The sequence below is a fragment of the Burkholderia sp. BCC1999 genome, from assembly GCF_905339975.1.
GTDB lineage: Bacteria > Pseudomonadota > Gammaproteobacteria > Burkholderiales > Burkholderiaceae > Burkholderia.
In genome coordinates, this window is sequence record NZ_CAJPHP010000009.1 from 280,028 (window position 1) to 297,957 (window position 17,930).

Consider the following 17,930-nt stretch of genomic DNA (forward strand, 5'->3'; position numbering starts at 1 on the left):
CACCGCGTCACTTCGCCAGCATGAACTCGGCGCAGCGCTCCGCGATCATGATCGTCGGCGCGTTCGTGTTGCCGGACACGATGCGCGGCATCACCGATGCATCGCAGATCCGCAATCCATCCAGGCCTTGTACCTTGAGGCGCGGCGTCACGACCGCATGCGCGTCGTTGCCCATGCGGCACGTGCCGGCCGGGTGATAGACGGTTTTCGCGCGGTGCCGCACGTAGTCGGCGAGTGCCGCGTCGGTCAACGTCTCGGCTTCGCGGACGATGCGTGCGAGCGACGGCGCACGGATGATCCGCCGTGCGAGCGCGACGCCGCGCACGAGGCCGTCGACGTCGGCCGGATCGGACAGCGCGCCGCTGTCGAACAGGATCGGCGCGGCCGGATCGTTGCCGCGCAGTTGCACGGAGCCGCGTGAACGTGGCCTGAGCAGGCATGGGTTGATCGACAGGCCGTGGCCGGGCAGCGGTTCGCGATCGACGTCGCCGACGAGGGTCGGCAGCACGTGGAACTGGATGTCAGGGCGGCCACTGCCGGTCGTATCGACGAAGGCACCCGATTCGACGACGTTCGACGTCAGTAGGCCCGTGCGGCACAGCATCCACTGCAGCCCGTGGCGCAGCGCCTTCAGCCCGCGATCCTCGCCGAGCAGGCTGACCGGTGCATGGCTGCGGCCGTAGATCGACACCTCGAGGTGATCCTGGTAGTTCGCGCCGACTTCGCCGCTGTCATGCAGCACGTCGATGCCGTGCGCCCGCAGGTGCGCGCCGGGGCCGACGCCCGACAGCATCAGCAGCTTCGGCGTGCTCAGCGCGCCGGCCGCTAGCACGATGTCGGCGCGCGCGGCAGCCGACCCTGTTGCGCCGCTTTCGGTGCGCCATTCGACGCCCGTTGCGCGCCGCCCGTCGAACCGGATGCGCATCACGCGGCAGCCGGTCAGCACCCGCAGGTTCGGATGAGCGATCGCTTCGGCGAGATAGGTGGCCGCGGTGCTGCCGCGCTGCCCGTCGAAGATCGTCGTGTGATAGAAGCCGACGCCGTGCTGCGCGGCGCCGTTGAAGTCGTCGTTGTACGCGATGCCGGTTTCCTGCGCGGCCTTCACGAACGCGAGGCTCAGCGGATGCCGGAAACGCGTGTCGCCGACTTTCAGCGGCCCGTCGGTGCCGTGGAACGGCTCCGACAGCCGCAGGTGCGATTCGGCGCGCTTGAACACGGGCAGCACGTCGTCCCAGCCCCATCCGGTGCAGCCGAGCGTGGCCCAGTCGTCGTAGTCGTCGCGCGTGCCGCGCACGTACAGCATCGCGTTGACCGAACTGCCGCCGCCGAGCGTGCGGCCCTGCGGCACATAGGTCTTGCGGCCCGCCGCACCGGGCTGCGGCTCGCTCTCGAACGTGACCGTGCGCTGCGTGCCGAGCACGCGGATGAACGTCGCCGGAATCCGGACGAACAGGCTGTCGTCCTTCGGGCCGTCCTCGAGCAGCAGGACGCGCCTGCCGGCCTTCACCAGCCGGTGCGCGACCGTACAGCCGGCCGAACCGCCACCGACGACGATATGGTCGTACGTCTCCATCCCGCTTCTTCTCCTTGCTGTCGGGCGGCGGAACGAGTGCCGCCGCGCAGGAAGCCAGCTTAGCGAGCGGGTTGCGGCCCCATTTGACCGGGACGGACGCCGCGCTTGCCTCGCCGGGACACGGCGGCGGGTGGCGGCGCGAACGGGCCTAGCGCGCGTCGGCAGGCGCCCGCGACTCGCTCGGCGTCTCGCCGAACCGCGCGCGATAGCTGCGGCTGAAATGCGCGCTGTTGTTGAAGCCCCAGCGGAACGCGATCTCGCTGACCGTCAGGTGCTTCAGCGACCGGTCGCGCAGGTCGGCGCGGCAGCGTTCGAGCCGCCGCGCGAGGATGTAGCGCGTGAGCGGCATCCCTTCGATCTCGAATACGCGCGCAAGCTGCCGTGGCGACAGGTTGATCGCGCGGCTCACCGACTGGCTGTCGAGATCGTCGTCGGCGAGATGGTTGTCGATGAATGCCTTCGCGCGCGACAGCGTGTGGACGGTCGACTTCGTCGGCGACGCGTCGCCGTCGCGCAGCCGCAGCATCGACTGCACGAGGTCGAGGATCGCGGCGGCGCGCCGTTCGCGCGCGTCGGGCGTCGGCTCCTGCGGCGCGGCGAGCAGCGCATAGACCTGCCGCACGGCCCACGACGTCACGCCGTCGTCGCGATCGATCTTGACGAGGCTGCGATAGCGCCACGGGCCGACGCGCGCTTCGAACGTGTCGCGCGGCACGTCGAGCACGGTCATCGCCATGTCGGCCGGAAAGCCGTGACCGTACGGCATCGACGTGTCGTACAGCACGAGATCGCCGGGCGCATGCTGCATGCAGTCGACGTCCTGGAACGTATAGCCCTGCCCTTCGTGCATCAGGCAGATGAACACGGCGTCGCGCTGGTCCGCGTGGATGTTGTGCGGTGTGCGCACGACCGCATGCCGGTTCGCGACGATGTCGCATGCACTGAACAGGCCGAGATCGCGCTTGCGCATCGACGCGTCGATGCCCTCGGACGACTTGCCGCTGCATTCGATCCGCACGAGCGTGCGCGCGACATGGTCGACCCAGAAGTCGACGCGCTCGGCGCCGCGTACGGCGCGCGTCGAGACCGTGGCGATCTCCGTGCTGATGTCCGGCATGACGTTCTCCCAATGACCGCCTGAGCGGCGCAGTCTCGGGCACGTCGAACGGCGCGGTCAATCCGTGAAAGACCCGGGACGCTCGCGTAACGCACTTGCGGCGGGGCGCAGCGGGCGATGGCGCGATCGATGTCCGACTGAGTCAACGCAAGCGGCCGTGCGAGTCAAAACACGCGCGTGGTTTTCGGCTAGACGACACAGGCCGGTCGACAAACCACGCGGATCGCGCGATTTCCCCACCGGCCTGCCGCCGTCGCGGAATTCAGGTCGCGCTGGCTTCGTCGATCTGGCGGATATCGTCCTGATCGAGTTGAACGCGGATCGCTTCGCCGAGCAGTTCGAGCTGCGCGAGCGACGTCGCGCTGGCGATCGGCGCGGTGATCGTCGGTCGCGCGATCTGCCACGCGAGCGCGATCGCGGCCGGCTGCGTGCGGTGCTTCGCCGACACGGCGTCGAGTGCCGCGAGGATGCGCAGGCCGCGTTCGTTGAGGTAGCCGGCGACGCGATCGCCGCGCACGCTCTTCTTCAGGTCCGCTTCGCTGCGATACTTGCCTGACAGAAAGCCGCTCGCGAGCGCATAGTAGTTGACGACACCGAGCTTCAGGTCGCGCACGACCGGCTCGAGATCGCGTTCGTAGTCGGCGCGGTCGATCAGGTTGTACTCGGGCTGGATGACCTGGTACGCCGGCAGCCCGTCGCGCTGGCTGATGGCGGCGGCTTCGCGCAGGCGCGCGCCGCTGTAGTTCGACGCGCCGATGATGCGCACCTTGCCGGCGTCGATCAGCGTTTGATACGCGCCGAGCGTTTCTTCGAGCGGGGCCGTGTCGGCGAGATCGCGATGCGAGAAATACAGGTCGATGTAGTCGGTCTGCAGGCGGCCGAGCGAATCGTCGACGGCCTTCAGGATGTTGTCCTTCTTCAGTCCCGCGCGTGCGGCCAGCAGGCCGACCTTGGTCGCGATCACGACCTGCTCGCGCTTGCCGGAGCGCTTGAGCCACTTGCCGATGATGGTTTCCGATTCGCCGCCGCTGTTGCCGGGTACCCAGGCCGAATAGACGTCGGCCGTGTCGATGAAATTGATGCCGGTGTCGGCAAGCGCGTCGAGCAGCGAAAACGACGCGTTCTCGTCGACGGTCCAGCCGAAGACGTTGCCGCCGAACGCGAGCGGCGAAACCTGGATGGTCGATGTGCCGAGGGTGCGGTGTGCCATGTTCCTCTCCGATAACTGCGGGTGACGGGGTTGAACTGCGGGGTGGGGCGATACGAATGCGGCGGGACGGCGGGGTGCGCGGTGCGGTTCCGCCGTTGTCGCGGGACACCGGCCATTCTCGCCGATCGCTGCGATTCGTGCAGCCGGCGCGTTGCCGCGATGACGGATGGCTTGCCGCGGATGGCGGACGCTTCGTCCGTTACGTGAGTGTCCCGTATGGCTGCATTCGATCGGGAGCGATTTTTTGCAGCGGGGAGCGCGATGAAGGGAGGCCGGTTGCCCCAGCGTTGCGCCGGTGCGGAAGGGGAGACGGGCGGCAGTCGGCCGCCCGTGCGAGGGGGCGGTCAGCCCAACTGCACCGCCGCAAGAAACAGCACCATGCTGCCGATCGCGCCATCCAGTACACGCCACGCGACGGCCTTGCGGAACCACGGCGCCAGCAGCCGCGCGCCGTAGCCGAGCCCGAGGAACCAAACGATGCTGACCGTCATCGCGCCGATCGCGAACGCGAGCCGTGCGCCCTCCGGCTCGCGTGCGCCGGCCGTGCCGATCAGCAGGAACGTGTCGAGATATACGTGCGGATTGAGCCACGTGAACGCGAGCGTCATCAGTACGATCGAGAGCCCGCTCTGCGACGGCGGTGCGACCGTGTCGCCGCGCACGTCGAGCGTTTCGTGGCCCGGCTTGAATGCGCGACGCAGCGCGTTGATGCCGAACCATGCGAGATACGCGAGGCCGACGTACAGCACCGCATGGACGAAGGTCGGATAGCGTTCGACGAGCACCGACGCGCCGCCGACGCCCGCGCCGATCAGGATCATGTCGGACACCGCGCACAGCAGCACGATCTTGCCGATATGCGCGCGCATGATGCCTTGGCGGAGCACGAACGCGTTCTGCGCGCCGATGGTGACGATGAGCGATCCGCACAGGGCGGCGCCGTGGGAAAAAGCGAGCCAGTTCATGATGGTGGGCAGCGGTGGAAGCAGTAGACGAATGATTCGGGTAGCGCTAGTCTGCGGTCAGCATGAAAATAAGAGAAGCTAATTCACCTAATGCAGATTAAGGAAATCTAATGCTCGACTACGCGTTGCTCGATGCCCTCGCGGCCGTGATCCGGCACGGTTCGTTCGAGCGGGCGGCCAAGGAGCTGAATGTCACGCCGTCGGCCGTGTCGCAGCGCGTGAAGCTGCTGGAGGAGCGCGTCGGCAGCGTGCTCGTCAAGCGCGGGCAGCCGTGCGTCGCGACGACGTCGGGCGCGCTGCTGTGCCGGCATACCGAGCGCGTGCAGCTGCTCGAGGCCGAACTGGGCGGCCGGATGCCGGCGCTGCCGGGCCAGATCGCGAGCGCATGGCCGACGTTGCGTGTGGCCGTCAACGACGACAGCGTCGCGACGTGGTTCATCGACGCGGTTGGGCCGTTCTGCACGGAGCGCGAGACGTTGCTCGATCTCGTGATCGACGACCAGGATTACACGGCGTCGCGCATTCGCGACGGCAGCGTGCAGGGCGCCGTGACCGCGCAGGCCGAGCCGATTCAGGGATGCCGGTCGGAGCGGCTCGGGCGCATCCGTTATCGCGCGGTGTGCTCGCCGGCGTTTTACGAACGCTATTTCGGGGCGGGCATCACGCGCGATGCGCTGCGCCGCGCGCCGTGCGTGATGTTCAATCCGAAGGACGGACTGCAGTCGCGTTTCATCCGGCGCGTGACACGCGCGGATCTCGATCCGCCGCAGCACTGGATACCGCACGTCGCAGGCTATCTGCGCGCATGCGAAACGGGATTGGGATGGGGGATGTGTCCGGACCGGATGGTCGATCGCCAACTGGCGGCGGGCGAACTCGTGGATATGTCGCGCGGGCGAACCATCGACATCGATCTTTACTGGCAGAGCTGGCGTCTGTCGATCGGCTGGCTCGACGATTTCAGCGCGGCGCTGAAGACGCGCGCCGCGCTGTTTCTCGATTGATTCGGGGTGCGATGCAGGCGGTGCGCGAGCCGTGCGCGCCGCGCGGGATCAGACGTGCTGCAGGCCGTCGAAGTCGACGATCTGCACGTGGCGGCCCTGCATTTCGATCAGGCCGCGCTTCTGGAACTTCGACAGCGTGCGGCTGACCGTTTCGAGCGTCATGCCGAGATAGCTGCCGATGTCTTCGCGCGTCATGCGCAGGTTGAATTCCGACGGCGAGTAACCGCGCTTCAGGTAACGCGACGAGACGTCGAGCAGGAAAGCCGCGACGCGCTCTTCGGCATTCAGCGAGCCGAGCAGCATCGTTTGCGACGTTTCGCGCACGATCTGTTCACTCATCAGCTTGTGCATGCGCAGCTGCATCGAGCCGGCTTCGGAGCACAGTGTCTTCAGCGCGCTGTACGGGATCACGCAGACGGAGCTGTCTTCCAGTGCGACCGCGGTGCGCGGGTGGCTATCGTCGCAGATGCCGTCGAGACCGAGCGCTTCACCGGCGAGATGCAGGCCAGTGACCTGTTCGCGGCCGTCATGGCGCGTCGCGACGGTTTTCAGCGAACCCGAGCGTACTGCGTACAGGTTGTCGAATGCGTCGCCTTCGCGGAACAGCGCTTCGCCGCGCTTGACGGGGCGAGCCGCGCAGATGACCGACTCGAGGCGACTGAGTGCTTCGGGCGCCAGGCCCTGCGGCATGCACAGGTGCCGCATTGCGCACGACGAGCAGTGCGCGGCCTGGCGAGGAGCCCAGCTACCGACATGAGGCGTGGCGGTGGGCCGTGTGGCGACGGGCGTCAGCATGATCGTTTACTCCGGCGTTGAATCGACGGAATCATTGTCCCACCGCAAGTTGCCGCTGTCGGGTGACAAAACGTCGCGACCGGTCGCGCCCGCCGGATGGCGTTCAGGCGGCCTGTTCGTCGACGTTCGCAGCCGCCGGAATCAGCAGCACGGGCAGCGTGGCGTGCCGCACGCATTGTTCGGCGATGCTGCCGAGCACGAGGCGGCGGAACCCGCGGCGACCATGCGTGCCGAGCACGAGCAGATCGGCGCCGAACGCCTTCGCGCCGTCGAGGATCAGCGACGACACATCGTTGAGCGACGTCGCTTCGTTCAGCCGCGTTTCGCCTTTCACGCCGGCTGCCTGCATCAGCTTGGTGAATTCCTGCGCGAGTTCGTTGCCCTGTGCGACGAGCTGATCGCGCAGCACGGACGGATCGTAGCCGGGCACGTTGTAGTAGATCGCGGCGTTCTCGACGACGTAGAACGGCTGCAGCTCGGCGCCGTGTGCTTTCGCGAGCGCCAGCGCGGCATCGAACGCGTGGCGGGACGTGTCGCTGCCGTCGACGGCAACCAGAATACGCTTGTACATAGTGTCTCCGAGTGGCGGGTTGAAACGAAGTCGGCCGGATGGCCGATCAGGCTGGGCAATGCGCAATGCTGCGAGGCAGAGTAAACCAACGGCGGGGACTTTGCAGTGCGGTGCCCGTCGGGCCGAGTGGCCGCGCTGCGTCTGTCGACGTGGCGAATGGCCATGCGCGCGGCGCATGCTGCGTCGCGCGAGGGGTGGCGCGTGGCTCGGTCGTAGTCGCGGTTCGCGCCGGTGGCGGAACGCATGCGCATGCAGCGGCGCGATGCGTTGCATGGGCACGCACGTCGATCGTGCGCGACAGGCACATCGATGCACCGCACGCATCGCCATTCAATCGCAACTGCGCCGTTTTGACATGACTTCGATCAACGCATGTGCATCGGCACGATTCGCGGTGCGCATGAAACCGCCGACGCCGATGCGTGAAATCGTTCACTCGAGCATCGGTCGCGCGCGCCGATCCGCCGCCATCGGTCTGCGACCGATGCCGTTCCGCAAACTTCCGCAAACGAACGATCGATTCAAACGCGGCGCCGGCTACCTCGGCACGGCTGTCAGCTCGATGATGCGTTCCGGCCGCCGCCCGTGGCCGGGCCAGTACGCGCTGCCGTACATCCTGTGGACGGGACCGTACATCGCGTCGCTCGGAGCCGGCGCGTCGAAGCCTTTCTCGATCACCATGTAACCCGCGCGCAGCGCGAACGCCGGATGGTTGCCGCCGGGGCGGCTGTCGAAACCGGCGAAGCCGTCGCCGGCTTCGGGCATCGCGTTGACGAGCGACGCGTTGCTGCGCGTGATCTGGTCGGGCGAGATCGGTCCGCCGCCGGCGAGGCGCGTGGCCTCGCGGTTCTTGCCGTCGGTGTCGACCGTGCTGTCGTGCGTGTCGTCGTTGTCGAGTTCGACACTGCGCGGGTGCACACGACCTGTTTGACCGGATGATTCCATCGCGGCTCTCCTGGCGGCGAAACGCTCCGGATCGAAGCAAAACCCGTTCCGGGCACGACGGGAAAAGGCGCGCGGGCGATCGCCGCGGTCGCGCGACGCGCACTGATTTGTCATGATTTATTTCAGCTAGAAGACGCGTTTTCTACAGAGTATGATTCTTTTCCTGCGAAGCGGCGACAGGGGATGAAGTCTCGCCGCCTCTGCCCGCGCCGGGGCGCCGCAGCACCCTTAAAGACGGGTAGTGAACAACAAAGCAAGGGACTAGAGGTGGCGGATTCATGCAAGCGACTACTGCCTTCACGCACCGCGGTTATCTGTTGAACTGCGCGCCCGCGCGCGCCAGCGATGGTTCGTTCAAGCCCTATGTCGTGATCTCCCGATCGAGCGACGGGGAGCTTGTTGCGAACCGTTTTTTTCCGATCGAGCTCCAGTTCAACGACGAAGGCGACGCGATCGCGCACGCGCGCGACTGGGCCGTGCGCTGGATCGACGCGAGCAGCGTCACGATGTGACGCCGTCGCGCTCGCGCGTCGTCGGCCGTCCGGCCGATCCCCGGTGTGCCGCTCCCGGACAAAAAACGCGGTAATCTTGTGGAACCCGTCACTTTATTAGCGGCCGTGCGATCGAGCGCGGCCGCCTGCATTGGCATATGTCGACATCACCCGTCCGTCAGTGGGGCCTCGAAGAAATCGTCGCCGGCTTGCGCGAGTCGCGCGAAGAACTCCATCGCACGCGCCATCCGCGCGGCATCCGTGAACTGCCGTCGCGCGATGCGATCTGCAAGATTGTGACCGGCCTGCGCGCGTCGATGTTTCCGACACATTACGGCGCGCCGGACCTCACCGACGAAAGCGTCGACTACTACGTCGGCCATACGCTCGAAAGCACGCTGCGCATTCTGTCCGAACAGATCCGCCGTGCGCTGCCGTTCCTGCCCGAGCATGCCGATACGCCGTTCGCGGAACTCGACGAACGCGCGTTCGAAATCGCGCGCGAATTCGGCCGGCAGTTACCGGCGGTGCGCGCGCTGCTCGTCAGCGACATCCAGGCCGCGTACGCGGGCGATCCGGCCGCGCAGCACATCACCGAGATCCTGCTGTGCTACCCCGGCGTGCTCGCGATGATGCACCATCGGCTCGCCCACGCGCTGCACCAGCTCGGTGTGCCGCTACTCGCGCGATTCATCAATGAAATCGCCCACTCGGCCACCGGCATCGACATCCATCCGGGCGCGCAGATCGGCCCGAGCTTCTTCATCGACCACGGCACCGGTGTCGTGATCGGCGAAACCGCGATCATCGGCGAGCGCGTGCGCGTGTACCAGGCCGTCACGCTCGGCGCGAAGAGTTTCCCGGCCGATGGCGAAGGCGCACTGGTCAAGGGCAATGCGCGGCACCCGATCGTCGAGGACGACGTGGTGATCTACGCGGGCGCGACGATTCTCGGCCGCGTGACGATCGGGCGTGGCTCGGTGATCGGCGGCAACGTGTGGCTCACGCACAGCGTGCCGCCCGGCACGAGTGTCGCGCAGGGCAAGGTTCGCGAAGGCGGGAGCGCCGAGAAGCCTTAACGTGGCGGGCGGCGGTGCGCTCGATTCGCACGGGCGCGTGCCGTGTGTGTCAGTGCTTGCCGTCCGGCGAGCGGTGCTTGTACAGCACGTCCTGGTCGACGCGGATCAGGTTCTGCCCCGCATCGACGACGAAATCGACGCCGTTGTACGCATTGCCGGTCAGCAGCAGGATCGCGCTCGCGACGTCGTCGGGGCCGGCGATGCGCGCGAGCGGCGTCGACGCGCGGCTCGCGTGCTCGAAGTCGGCCTGCGTCTGGTCGTCGCTCGGCAGCATCAGCCCCGGGAACACCGCGTTCACGCGCAGCACCGGCGCGGACGACAGCGCGAGCATTTGCGTGAGGTTGCCGAGCGCGGCCTTCGCGACCGTGTAGCTGAAGTGGTCGCGGTGAAAGTTTTCCTTGATCTTCTGGTCGACCACGTTCACGACGACGCCCTGCGTGCCGGCGGCGCGCGCGCGTTCGTAGAATGCCCGCGTGAGCAGGATCGGCGCGCGGCAGTTGACGGCCCACGCCTGGTCGAACGCCGCGAGGTCGAAGCTCGGGAAGTGGTCCTGCCAGAACACCGACGCGTTGTTGACCAGCACGTCGAGGCGCCCGAAGCGCGCATACACCTGGTCGATCAGCGCGGTGATCTGCGCGGCATCCGACAGGTCGGCCTGCAACGCGACCGAATCGTGCCCGCGTTCGGCGATCGCGCGGGCGGCTGCCTGCGCGGCGTCGGCCGAACGGTCGTAATGCACCGCGGTGCGATAGCCATGCTTCGCGAAATACTCGGCGAACGCGCGCCCGGCCCGGCGCGCGGCGCCGGTTACGAGCACGACAGGCGCGTGTGCCGCTTGCTTCGTCTGCGCCATCAGGTATTCGTCAGGTTGACTGAAGAAGGGTTCGCGACGATCGACAGGAATTCGCGCCGCGTCGACGGATCGGTGCGGAACGTGCCGAGCATGCGCGACGTCACCATTTCGACGCCCGGCTTGTGCACGCCGCGCGTCGAGATGCACTGGTGCGCGGCTTCGAGGATCACGCCGACGCCCTTCGGCTGCAGCACGTCGAACAGCGTATCGGCGATCTGCACGGTCATCTTTTCCTGGATCTGCAGGCGCTTCGCGAATGCGTCGACGAGGCGCGCGAGCTTCGAGATGCCGACCACGCGATGGTTCGGCAGATACGCGACGTGCGCGCGGCCGATGATCGGCACCATGTGGTGCTCGCAGTAGCTCTCGAAGCGGATGTCCTTCAGCACGATCATCTCGTCGTAGCCGTCGACTTCGCTGAACGTGCGCGCGAGGATGTCGCGCGGCTCCAGCGCATAGCCGGCGAAGAACTGCTCGTACGCCCGCACGACGCGCGCGGGCGTATCGAGCAGCCCTTCGCGTGCGGGATCGTCGCCGGCCCAGCGCAACAGCACGCGGACGGCGTCTTCTGCTTCTTCACGGCTCGGCCGGGAGGCGGCCGGCTCGGCCTGCGCGGTTTTCTTTCCCTTACCCATGTAGTGGCTCCATCGAAGGCCGCCAGCGGCGGCCGATATCCGGCCATTGTTTCATGCTTTCGCGGGTCGTGTGTGCGGCCTGCCGCTCACCGTCCGTCACTTCGGCCATTCGTCCTGCTCGTCGTTGAACAGCGAGGCGACGACGCCGCGCAGCCACGCGGTGCGCGGATCGTTGTGGTACTTGCGATGCCAGTGCTGCTTCAGGTCGAAGCGCGGCAGGGCGAGCGGCGGCTCGACGGGCACGATGAACGCGTGCTCGGCCGCATACGCATAGCCGATCGCATGCGGCACCGTCGCGATCAGGTCGGTGCGGCTCAGGATGAACGGCAGGCTCATGAAGTGCGGCGTCTCGAGCACCGCGCGGCGCTGCATGCGCTGCTTCGCGAGATATTTCTCGAGCACCTCCTGGCTGCGGCCTTCGGCGCGCACCACTGCGTGCCCGCACCCGAGGAACTGCTCGACCGTGAACGGTGGCGCCTGCTCGAACGGATGGCCGCGCCGCATCAGGCAGACGAACCGGTGTGTGAACAACCGCTGCTGGAAGAAGTTGTTGCCGTCGAGATCGGGGAAGTAGCCGACCGCGAGATCGATCGACTCGGCTTCGAGGCCACGCCCGACTTCGTCGTGCGCGAGCGAGACCGAGCGCAGGTTCGCGTGCGGTGCGCGCGTCGCGAATGCCTGCAGCAGCTTCGGCAGGAACACGATCTCGCCGACGTCCGACAGCGCGATCGAGAACGTATGCGTGCTCGCGGCCGGATCGAAGTCGTGCGGCGCGACGAGGCCGCGCTCGATCTGCGCGAGCGCATCGCGGGCGGCCGGCAGCAGCGCGAGCGCGCGCGGCGTCGGCTCCATCCCGCGCGACGTGCGCACGAACAGCGGATCGCCGAAGTACTCGCGCAGGCGGCCGAGCGCCGTGCTCACGCGCGGCTGGCTCACGCCGAGCAGGTCGCCCGCGCGGCTCACGTTGCGCGTGTCGTCGAGTGCGACGAGGTAGGGAATCAGGTTCAGATCGAGCGTATCCATCGCCGGCGCAGTATCTTCAAAACGTATACAACATATCTCCTGAATCGCGTTGCCGCATAGTCGGGAAAGCGCTCAAATGTGTTCCATTACTCGAACCAATGTTCTGGAGACGAACAATGCGCACCCAGGTCGCCATCATCGGCGCCGGTCCGTCCGGCCTTTTGCTTTCCCATCTGCTGCGCCTGCAAGGCGTCGATTCCATCCTCGTCGAAGCGCGTTCGCGCGAATACTGCGAGAACCGCATCCGCGCCGGCGTGCTGGAGCAGGGCACGGTCGACACGCTGAACGAAGCCGGCCTCGGCGACCGGATGCGCCGCGAAGGGCTCGAACACCACGGCATCGAGCTGCTGTTCTCGGGCCAGCGCCATCGCATCGACCTGTCCGAACTGACCGGCGGCCGCGCGATTACCGTCTATAGCCAGCACGAAGTCGTGCGCGACCTGATCGCCGCCGGCGTCGAGCATGGTCATCAGATGCATTTCGAAGTGAGCGACGTCGCGCTGCACGACGTCGAAGGCGAGCATCCGTTCGTCACGTTCAAGCATGCCGACGGTCGTGAAGACCGTATCGACTGCGACTACATCGCCGGCTGCGACGGCTTCCACGGCATCGCGCGCCAGACGATTCCGGCCGAGCGGCTGAACACGTTCGAGCGCGTCTATCCGTTCGCGTGGCTCGGCATCCTCACCGATGCGGCGCCGTCGCTCGACGAACTCGTCTACGCGCATCACGACAACGGCTTCGCGCTGTTCTCGATGCGCTCCCCGACGGTCACGCGCTTGTACCTGCAGTGCAAGCCCGATGAAGACCTCGCCGAATGGTCCGACACGCGGATCTGGGACGAACTGCACACGCGCTTCTCGAACGACACGGGCTGGACGCCGACCGAGGGCCGGATCACGCAGAAGAGCGTGACGCCGATGCGCAGCTTCGTGTCGGAGACGATGCAGCACGGGCGCCTGTTCCTGGCCGGCGATGCCGCGCACATCGTGCCGCCGACCGGCGCGAAGGGGATGAACCTCGCGGTGGCCGACGTCCGCGCGCTGTCCCGCGCGCTCGGTGCGCGCTACCGGACGGGCGACACGACGCCGCTCGACACGTATTCGGCGACTTGCCTCGAACGCGTGTGGCGCGCCGAGCACTTCTCGTACTTCATGACGAACATGCTGCATTCGTCGCCGGAGGACTCGCCGTTCGTCAATCGCCTGAAGTTTGCCGAACTGAAATACGTGACGCGCTCGCGGGCCGCCGCGCAGTCGCTTGCCGAAAACTACGTCGGGTTGCCGTTCGACGATGCGACGGCCCCCGAGGGAACCCGCCTTGACAACGCGCTGTGCGCGACTCTATGATCGGCCCATCGTTCGCTAATCGAATCTAGGTTCGAATGGCGAACAAATACCGGGATCGACATCGGCCCCGGCGCGGCACGCGGCACGCGCGTGTCCCCTCGACAGGCCGCGCATCGAGCCGCGGGTTCGTATCAGGAAGAGACATGGTCAACAAGATTTTCGAATCGCTTCAGTCGGCGGTGGCCGACATCCACGATGGCGCGACAATCATGATCGGCGGCTTCGGCACGGCCGGCATGCCGTCCGAGCTGATCGACGCGCTGATCGAACAGGGCGCGCGCGACCTGACGATCGTCAACAACAACGCGGGCAACGGCGAGACGGGCCTCGCGGCGCTGCTGAAGGCAAAGCAGGTGCGCAAGATCATCTGCTCGTTCCCGCGCCAGAGCGATTCGCAGGTGTTCGACGGGCTGTACCGGGCAGGCGAGATCGAGCTGGAACTCGTGCCGCAGGGCAACCTCGCGGAGCGCATTCGCGCGGCGGGCGCCGGCATCGGCGGTTTCTTCACGCCGACGGGTTTCGGCACCAAGCTCGCGGAAGGCAAGGAAACGCGCGTGATCGACGGCAAGCAGTATGTGTTCGAAACGCCGATCCACGCCGATTTCGCGCTCGTGAAGGCGTACAAGGGCGATCGCTGGGGCAACCTCGTGTATCGCAAGACCGCGCGCAACTTCGGTCCGATCATGGCCAGCGCCGCGAAGGTCGCGATCGTGCAGGTGTCGGAAGTCGTGCCGCTCGGCGCGCTGAACCCGGAACACATCGTGACGCCGGGCATTTTCGTCCAGCGCGTCGTCGAGGTGCCGCAGGCCGCGCACGCGGCCGAGCTGGCTGCCGAACACGCTGCATCACAAGCTGCTTGAGGGAGACATCCAGATGAAACGACTGACCCGCGATGAAATGGCCAAGCGCGTCGCCCAGGACATCCCCGAAGGCGCGTACGTGAACCTCGGCATCGGCGTGCCGACGCTGGTGGCGAACCACCTCGACCCGAGCAAGGAAATCTTCCTGCACAGCGAGAACGGCCTGCTCGGCATGGGCCCCGCGCCCGCGCCCGGCGAGGAAGACGACGAACTGATCAACGCCGGCAAGCAGCACGTGACGCTGCTCACCGGCGGCGCGTATTTCCACCATTCGGATTCGTTCGCGATGATGCGCGGCGGCCACCTCGATTACTGCGTGCTCGGCGCGTTCCAGGTGTCGGCGAACGGCGACCTCGCGAACTGGCATACGGGCGCACCCGATGCGATTCCGGCCGTTGGCGGTGCGATGGATCTCGCGATCGGCGCGAAGCAGGTGTTCGTGATGATGGAGCACCTGACGAAGCAGGGCGAAAGCAAGATCGTCGCGCAGTGCTCGTACCCGGTCACCGGCGTGCAATGCGTGAGCCGTATCTATACGGATCTCGCGGTGCTCGACGTGACGGCCGACGGCCTCGCGGTGAGCGAGATTTTCACCGACCTGTCGTTCGACGAACTGCAGAAGCTGACCGGCGTACCGCTGATCGACGCGACGCAGAAGGCCGCTGCCTGACCCACCGGCGTGCCGGCGCGTGCGTTCGCGCGCAGGCCGGCACGCTTGGGTGGACAATAGGCGCACGCCGTTTCCCCTATCTGATGCCATGCTCGAAGACAGCGCTCGCCTGACCTCCCTCATCTGCGGCACCGAGCCGCTCAACCGGATCTGGTCGCCCCGCGCGACGATCCAGCGGATGCTCGACGTCGAGGCCGCGCTCGCGCGTGCGCTTGCCGCGCAGCAGGTGATTCCCGCCGCCGCGGTCGCGCCGATCGAGCGCGCGTGCGACGCCGGCCGGCTCGACGCCGACGCGCTCGCGCACGGTGCGGCGCTCGGCGGCAATCTCGCGATTCCGCTCGTCAAGCAGCTCACCGCGCAGGTGAAGGCCGACGACCCCGAGGCCGCGAAGTTCGTGCATTGGGGCGCGACGAGCCAGGACATCATCGATACCGCGACCGTGCTGCAGCTGCGCGACACGCTCGACGTGCTCGAGCCGATGCTCGACGAAGCGTGCGCATCGCTCGCGACGCTCGCGCGCACGCATCGCGCGACGCCGATGATCGGCCGCACGTGGCTGCAGCAGGCGCTGCCGATCACGCTCGGCCTGAAATTCGCCCAATGGCTCGATGCGCTGCTGCGCCACCGCGCGCGTTTCGCCGAATTGCGCGAGCGTGCGCTCGTGCTGCAGTTCGGCGGCGCGGCCGGCACGCTCGCGAGCCTGCGCGAGCAGGCGGCGGGCGTTACCGCCGCGCTCGCGGCCGACCTGAAGCTCGCGGCGCCGGCCGTGCCGTGGCATACGCAGCGCGACCGCATCGCGGAAGCCGCATCCTGCTTCGGGATGCTGACAGGTACGCTCGGCAAGATCGCGCGCGACGTGTCGCTGCAGATGCAGACCGAAGTCGGCGAGCTTGGCGAACCGGCCGCCGCCGGCAAGGGCGGCTCGTCGACGATGCCGCACAAGCGCAACCCGGTCGGTTGCGCGGCGGTGCTCACCGCCGCGGTGCGCGCGCCGAACCTCGTCGCGACCGTGTTCGCGGGCATGGTGCAGGAACATGAGCGCGCGCTCGGCGGCTGGCAGGCCGAATGGGATGCGCTGCCCGATCTCGCGCGCCTGACCGGCGGCGCGCTTGCGCAAATTGCCCAGATCGTCGCGGGCCTTGACGTCAATACCGAACGCCTCGCCGCGAACCTCGACCTGACGCACGGGCTGATCCTCGGCGAAGCCGTGATGCTCGCGCTCGGCGACCGGATCGGCCGGCTCGACGCGCATCACGTCGTCGAGCACGCGTCGAAGGAAGCCGTGCGTACCGGCGCGACGCTGTTCGACGTACTCGCCGCCGATGCGACCGTGTCGGCGCACCTGTCGCGCGACGCGCTCGCGCGGCTGCTCGATCCCGCTCATTACGTCGGCGAGGCGCAGGCCTACGTCGACGCCGTGCTCGCGCTGCATGCGGGCACGCAATAACCAGGAGAACCTCGATGCCTTTCGCCACTGTCAACGGCGTGAAACTGCATTACCGGATCGACCGTGCCGCGCGCGACGACGCGCCGTGGCTCGTCTTCTCGAACTCGCTCGGTGCCGACCTGCAGATGTGGGCGCCGCAGATCCGTCCGCTCACGCAGCACTTCAACATCCTGCGCTACGACACGCGCGGCCACGGCCATTCCGACGCACCGGCCGGTTCGTACACGATCGAGCAGCTCGCCGGCGACGTGATCGGCCTGCTCGACCACGTCGGCATCGACTGCGCGCATTTCTGCGGGATCTCGATGGGCGGGCTGACGGGCGCCGCGCTCGCCGCGCGTTATCCGTCGCGCATCGTGCGCGCGGTGCTGTCGAATACCGCCGCGAAGATCGGCTCGCCGGAAGTGTGGGCGCCGCGTGCGCAGAAGGCGCGCGCCGAAGGCATGGCCGCGCTGGCCGACGCCGTGCTGCCGCGCTGGTTCACCGACGCATTCGTCGAACGCGAGCCGCGCCTGTTCGACGCGATCCGCGACACCTTCGTGCATACCGACAAGGACGGCTACGCGGCAAACTGCGACGCGCTGAACGCGGCCGACCTGCGCGAGGAAGTGAAGGGCATCGCGCTGCCGGTGCTCGTCGTGACCGGCGCGAAGGACATGTCGACGCCGCCCGACCAGGGCCGCGCGCTGGCTGCCGCGATTCCCGGTGCGCTGCACGTCGAATTCGACGCCGCGCACATTTCGAACATCGAGTGCACCGACGGCTTCAACCGTGCGCTGCTCGATTTCCTGAACGCGTGAGGCAATGGCGATGGACGACCAGGAACGTTACGAAGCAGGGATGAAGGTGCGCCGCGCGGTGCTCGGCGACGCGCACGTCGACCGTTCGATCGAGAACCGCACCGAGGTGACCGATGAATTCCAGAACCTGATCACGCGCTATGCATGGGGCGAGATCTGGACGCGCGACGGCCTGCCGCGCCATACGCGCAGCCTGCTGACCATCGCGATGATGGTCGCGCTGAACCGCGGCGAGGAACTGGCGCTGCACCTGCGCGCCGCGCGCAACAACGGCGTGACGCGCGACGAGATCAAGGAAGTGCTGCTGCAGACCGCGATCTACTGCGGCGTGCCGGCTGCGAATTCCGCGTTCCATCTCGCGGACAAGATCTTCAAGGAACAGGATGCGGCCGGCTAAGCGCCGGCGGTGATCCGATCGCGCGGCCCGCCGAGGTTGGCGGGCTGTCGACGATGAAAGAACGCACCGGCAGTGAATCGGTGCGCGAAGAAAGGAAAAAGCGCGGCCCTGAAGCCGCGTTTCTTGCATAACCATCCAGGAGACTC

At 67.2% G+C, this 17,930-nt stretch carries 19 protein-coding genes; 9 read left to right on the plus strand and 10 right to left on the minus strand.

Features of this window, described 5'->3' with window-relative positions:
* Positions 1–7 precede the first annotated feature (7 nt).
* The 4 genes from U5809_RS15710 to U5809_RS15725 form a co-directional block, all read right to left on the minus strand.
* Entirely contained in the window at positions 8–1,573 is a 1,566-nt protein-coding gene (locus U5809_RS15710) for a GMC family oxidoreductase (protein WP_322087185.1), read from the minus strand.
* A gap of 148 nt (positions 1,574–1,721) precedes the next feature.
* Complete coding sequence (locus tag U5809_RS15715; protein WP_282508127.1) at positions 1,722–2,690, minus strand: helix-turn-helix domain-containing protein; 969 nt, start codon at positions 2,688–2,690, stop codon at positions 1,722–1,724.
* A 262-nt stretch (positions 2,691–2,952) separates the two neighbouring features.
* The gene (locus U5809_RS15720; protein ID WP_282508126.1) at positions 2,953–3,900 is read right to left on the minus strand and encodes an aldo/keto reductase; all 948 of its coding nucleotides are present in this window, start codon (positions 3,898–3,900) and stop codon (positions 2,953–2,955) included.
* A 344-nt stretch (positions 3,901–4,244) separates the two neighbouring features.
* Complete coding sequence (locus U5809_RS15725; protein ID WP_322087186.1) at positions 4,245–4,865, minus strand: LysE/ArgO family amino acid transporter; 621 nt, start codon at positions 4,863–4,865, stop codon at positions 4,245–4,247.
* A 110-nt stretch (positions 4,866–4,975) separates the two neighbouring features.
* Between U5809_RS15725 and U5809_RS15730 the strand changes: the two genes are divergently transcribed.
* Positions 4,976–5,869, plus strand: a complete 894-nt coding sequence (locus tag U5809_RS15730) for a LysR family transcriptional regulator ArgP (protein WP_282508124.1) — start codon at positions 4,976–4,978, stop codon at positions 5,867–5,869.
* Between the two features lie 48 nt (positions 5,870–5,917).
* Here the strand turns inward: U5809_RS15730 and fnr are convergent, their stop codons facing one another.
* The 3 genes from fnr to U5809_RS15745 all read right to left on the minus strand — a co-directional run bounded on the left by fnr (position 5,918) and on the right by U5809_RS15745 (position 8,180).
* A complete protein-coding gene (gene fnr / locus U5809_RS15735) occupies positions 5,918–6,664 on the minus strand; it encodes a fumarate/nitrate reduction transcriptional regulator Fnr (protein WP_322087187.1) in 747 nt (248 codons plus the stop codon).
* 103 nt (positions 6,665–6,767) lie between these two features.
* Complete coding sequence (locus U5809_RS15740; protein ID WP_176048776.1) at positions 6,768–7,235, minus strand: universal stress protein; 468 nt, start codon at positions 7,233–7,235, stop codon at positions 6,768–6,770.
* 537 nt (positions 7,236–7,772) lie between these two features.
* A complete protein-coding gene (locus U5809_RS15745; protein ID WP_322087188.1) occupies positions 7,773–8,180 on the minus strand; it encodes a DUF3005 domain-containing protein in 408 nt (135 codons plus the stop codon).
* Positions 8,181–8,458: 278 nt separating this feature from the next.
* On the opposite strand from U5809_RS15745, the gene U5809_RS15750 reads away from it, so the two are divergent.
* Together U5809_RS15750 and epsC are read left to right on the plus strand one after the other, a co-directional pair.
* Positions 8,459–8,692, plus strand: coding sequence for a hypothetical protein (locus tag U5809_RS15750; protein WP_034189753.1), 234 nt, complete (start codon positions 8,459–8,461; stop codon positions 8,690–8,692).
* A 137-nt stretch (positions 8,693–8,829) separates the two neighbouring features.
* On the plus strand, positions 8,830–9,750 hold the full coding sequence (gene epsC, locus U5809_RS15755) for a serine O-acetyltransferase EpsC (RefSeq protein WP_322087189.1): 921 nt from the start codon (positions 8,830–8,832) through the stop codon (positions 9,748–9,750).
* A gap of 49 nt (positions 9,751–9,799) precedes the next feature.
* Here the strand turns inward: epsC and U5809_RS15760 are convergent, their stop codons facing one another.
* The 3 genes from U5809_RS15760 to U5809_RS15770 all read right to left on the minus strand — a co-directional run bounded on the left by U5809_RS15760 (position 9,800) and on the right by U5809_RS15770 (position 12,261).
* Positions 9,800–10,603, minus strand: a complete 804-nt coding sequence (locus tag U5809_RS15760; protein ID WP_322087190.1) for an SDR family oxidoreductase — start codon at positions 10,601–10,603, stop codon at positions 9,800–9,802.
* Positions 10,603–11,238: a GTP cyclohydrolase I FolE gene (gene folE / locus U5809_RS15765; RefSeq protein WP_322087191.1), complete on the minus strand. Its 636-nt coding sequence runs from the start codon at positions 11,236–11,238 to the stop codon at positions 10,603–10,605. The genes U5809_RS15760 and folE overlap by 1 nt, the downstream gene beginning before the upstream one ends.
* Before the next feature lie 96 nt (positions 11,239–11,334).
* Positions 11,335–12,261 carry a LysR family transcriptional regulator gene (locus U5809_RS15770; protein ID WP_322087192.1) on the minus strand — a complete coding sequence of 309 codons (927 nt, stop codon included), beginning with the start codon at positions 12,259–12,261 and terminating at the stop codon, positions 11,335–11,337.
* Positions 12,262–12,377: 116 nt separating this feature from the next.
* Here U5809_RS15770 and pobA point away from each other — a divergent pair, with 116 nt between their 5' ends.
* From pobA to pcaC, 6 genes are all read left to right on the plus strand, one after another.
* Positions 12,378–13,610, plus strand: coding sequence for a 4-hydroxybenzoate 3-monooxygenase (pobA, locus tag U5809_RS15775; RefSeq protein ID WP_322087193.1), 1,233 nt, complete (start codon positions 12,378–12,380; stop codon positions 13,608–13,610).
* Positions 13,611–13,753: 143 nt separating this feature from the next.
* On the plus strand, positions 13,754–14,470 hold the full coding sequence (locus U5809_RS15780) for a 3-oxoacid CoA-transferase subunit A (RefSeq protein ID WP_176048768.1): 717 nt from the start codon (positions 13,754–13,756) through the stop codon (positions 14,468–14,470).
* Positions 14,471–14,483: 13 nt separating this feature from the next.
* Positions 14,484–15,140: a CoA transferase subunit B gene (locus tag U5809_RS15785; protein WP_006482308.1), complete on the plus strand. Its 657-nt coding sequence runs from the start codon at positions 14,484–14,486 to the stop codon at positions 15,138–15,140.
* 88 nt (positions 15,141–15,228) lie between these two features.
* A complete protein-coding gene (locus U5809_RS15790) occupies positions 15,229–16,587 on the plus strand; it encodes a 3-carboxy-cis,cis-muconate cycloisomerase (RefSeq protein ID WP_322087194.1) in 1,359 nt (452 codons plus the stop codon).
* 14 nt (positions 16,588–16,601) lie between these two features.
* Complete coding sequence (gene pcaD / locus U5809_RS15795) at positions 16,602–17,387, plus strand: 3-oxoadipate enol-lactonase (RefSeq protein ID WP_322087195.1); 786 nt, start codon at positions 16,602–16,604, stop codon at positions 17,385–17,387.
* A 10-nt stretch (positions 17,388–17,397) separates the two neighbouring features.
* Positions 17,398–17,784 (plus strand): 4-carboxymuconolactone decarboxylase, encoded by a 387-nt coding sequence (pcaC, locus tag U5809_RS15800; protein WP_006480129.1) that lies wholly within the window; start codon positions 17,398–17,400, stop codon positions 17,782–17,784.
* Positions 17,785–17,930 lie beyond the last annotated feature (146 nt).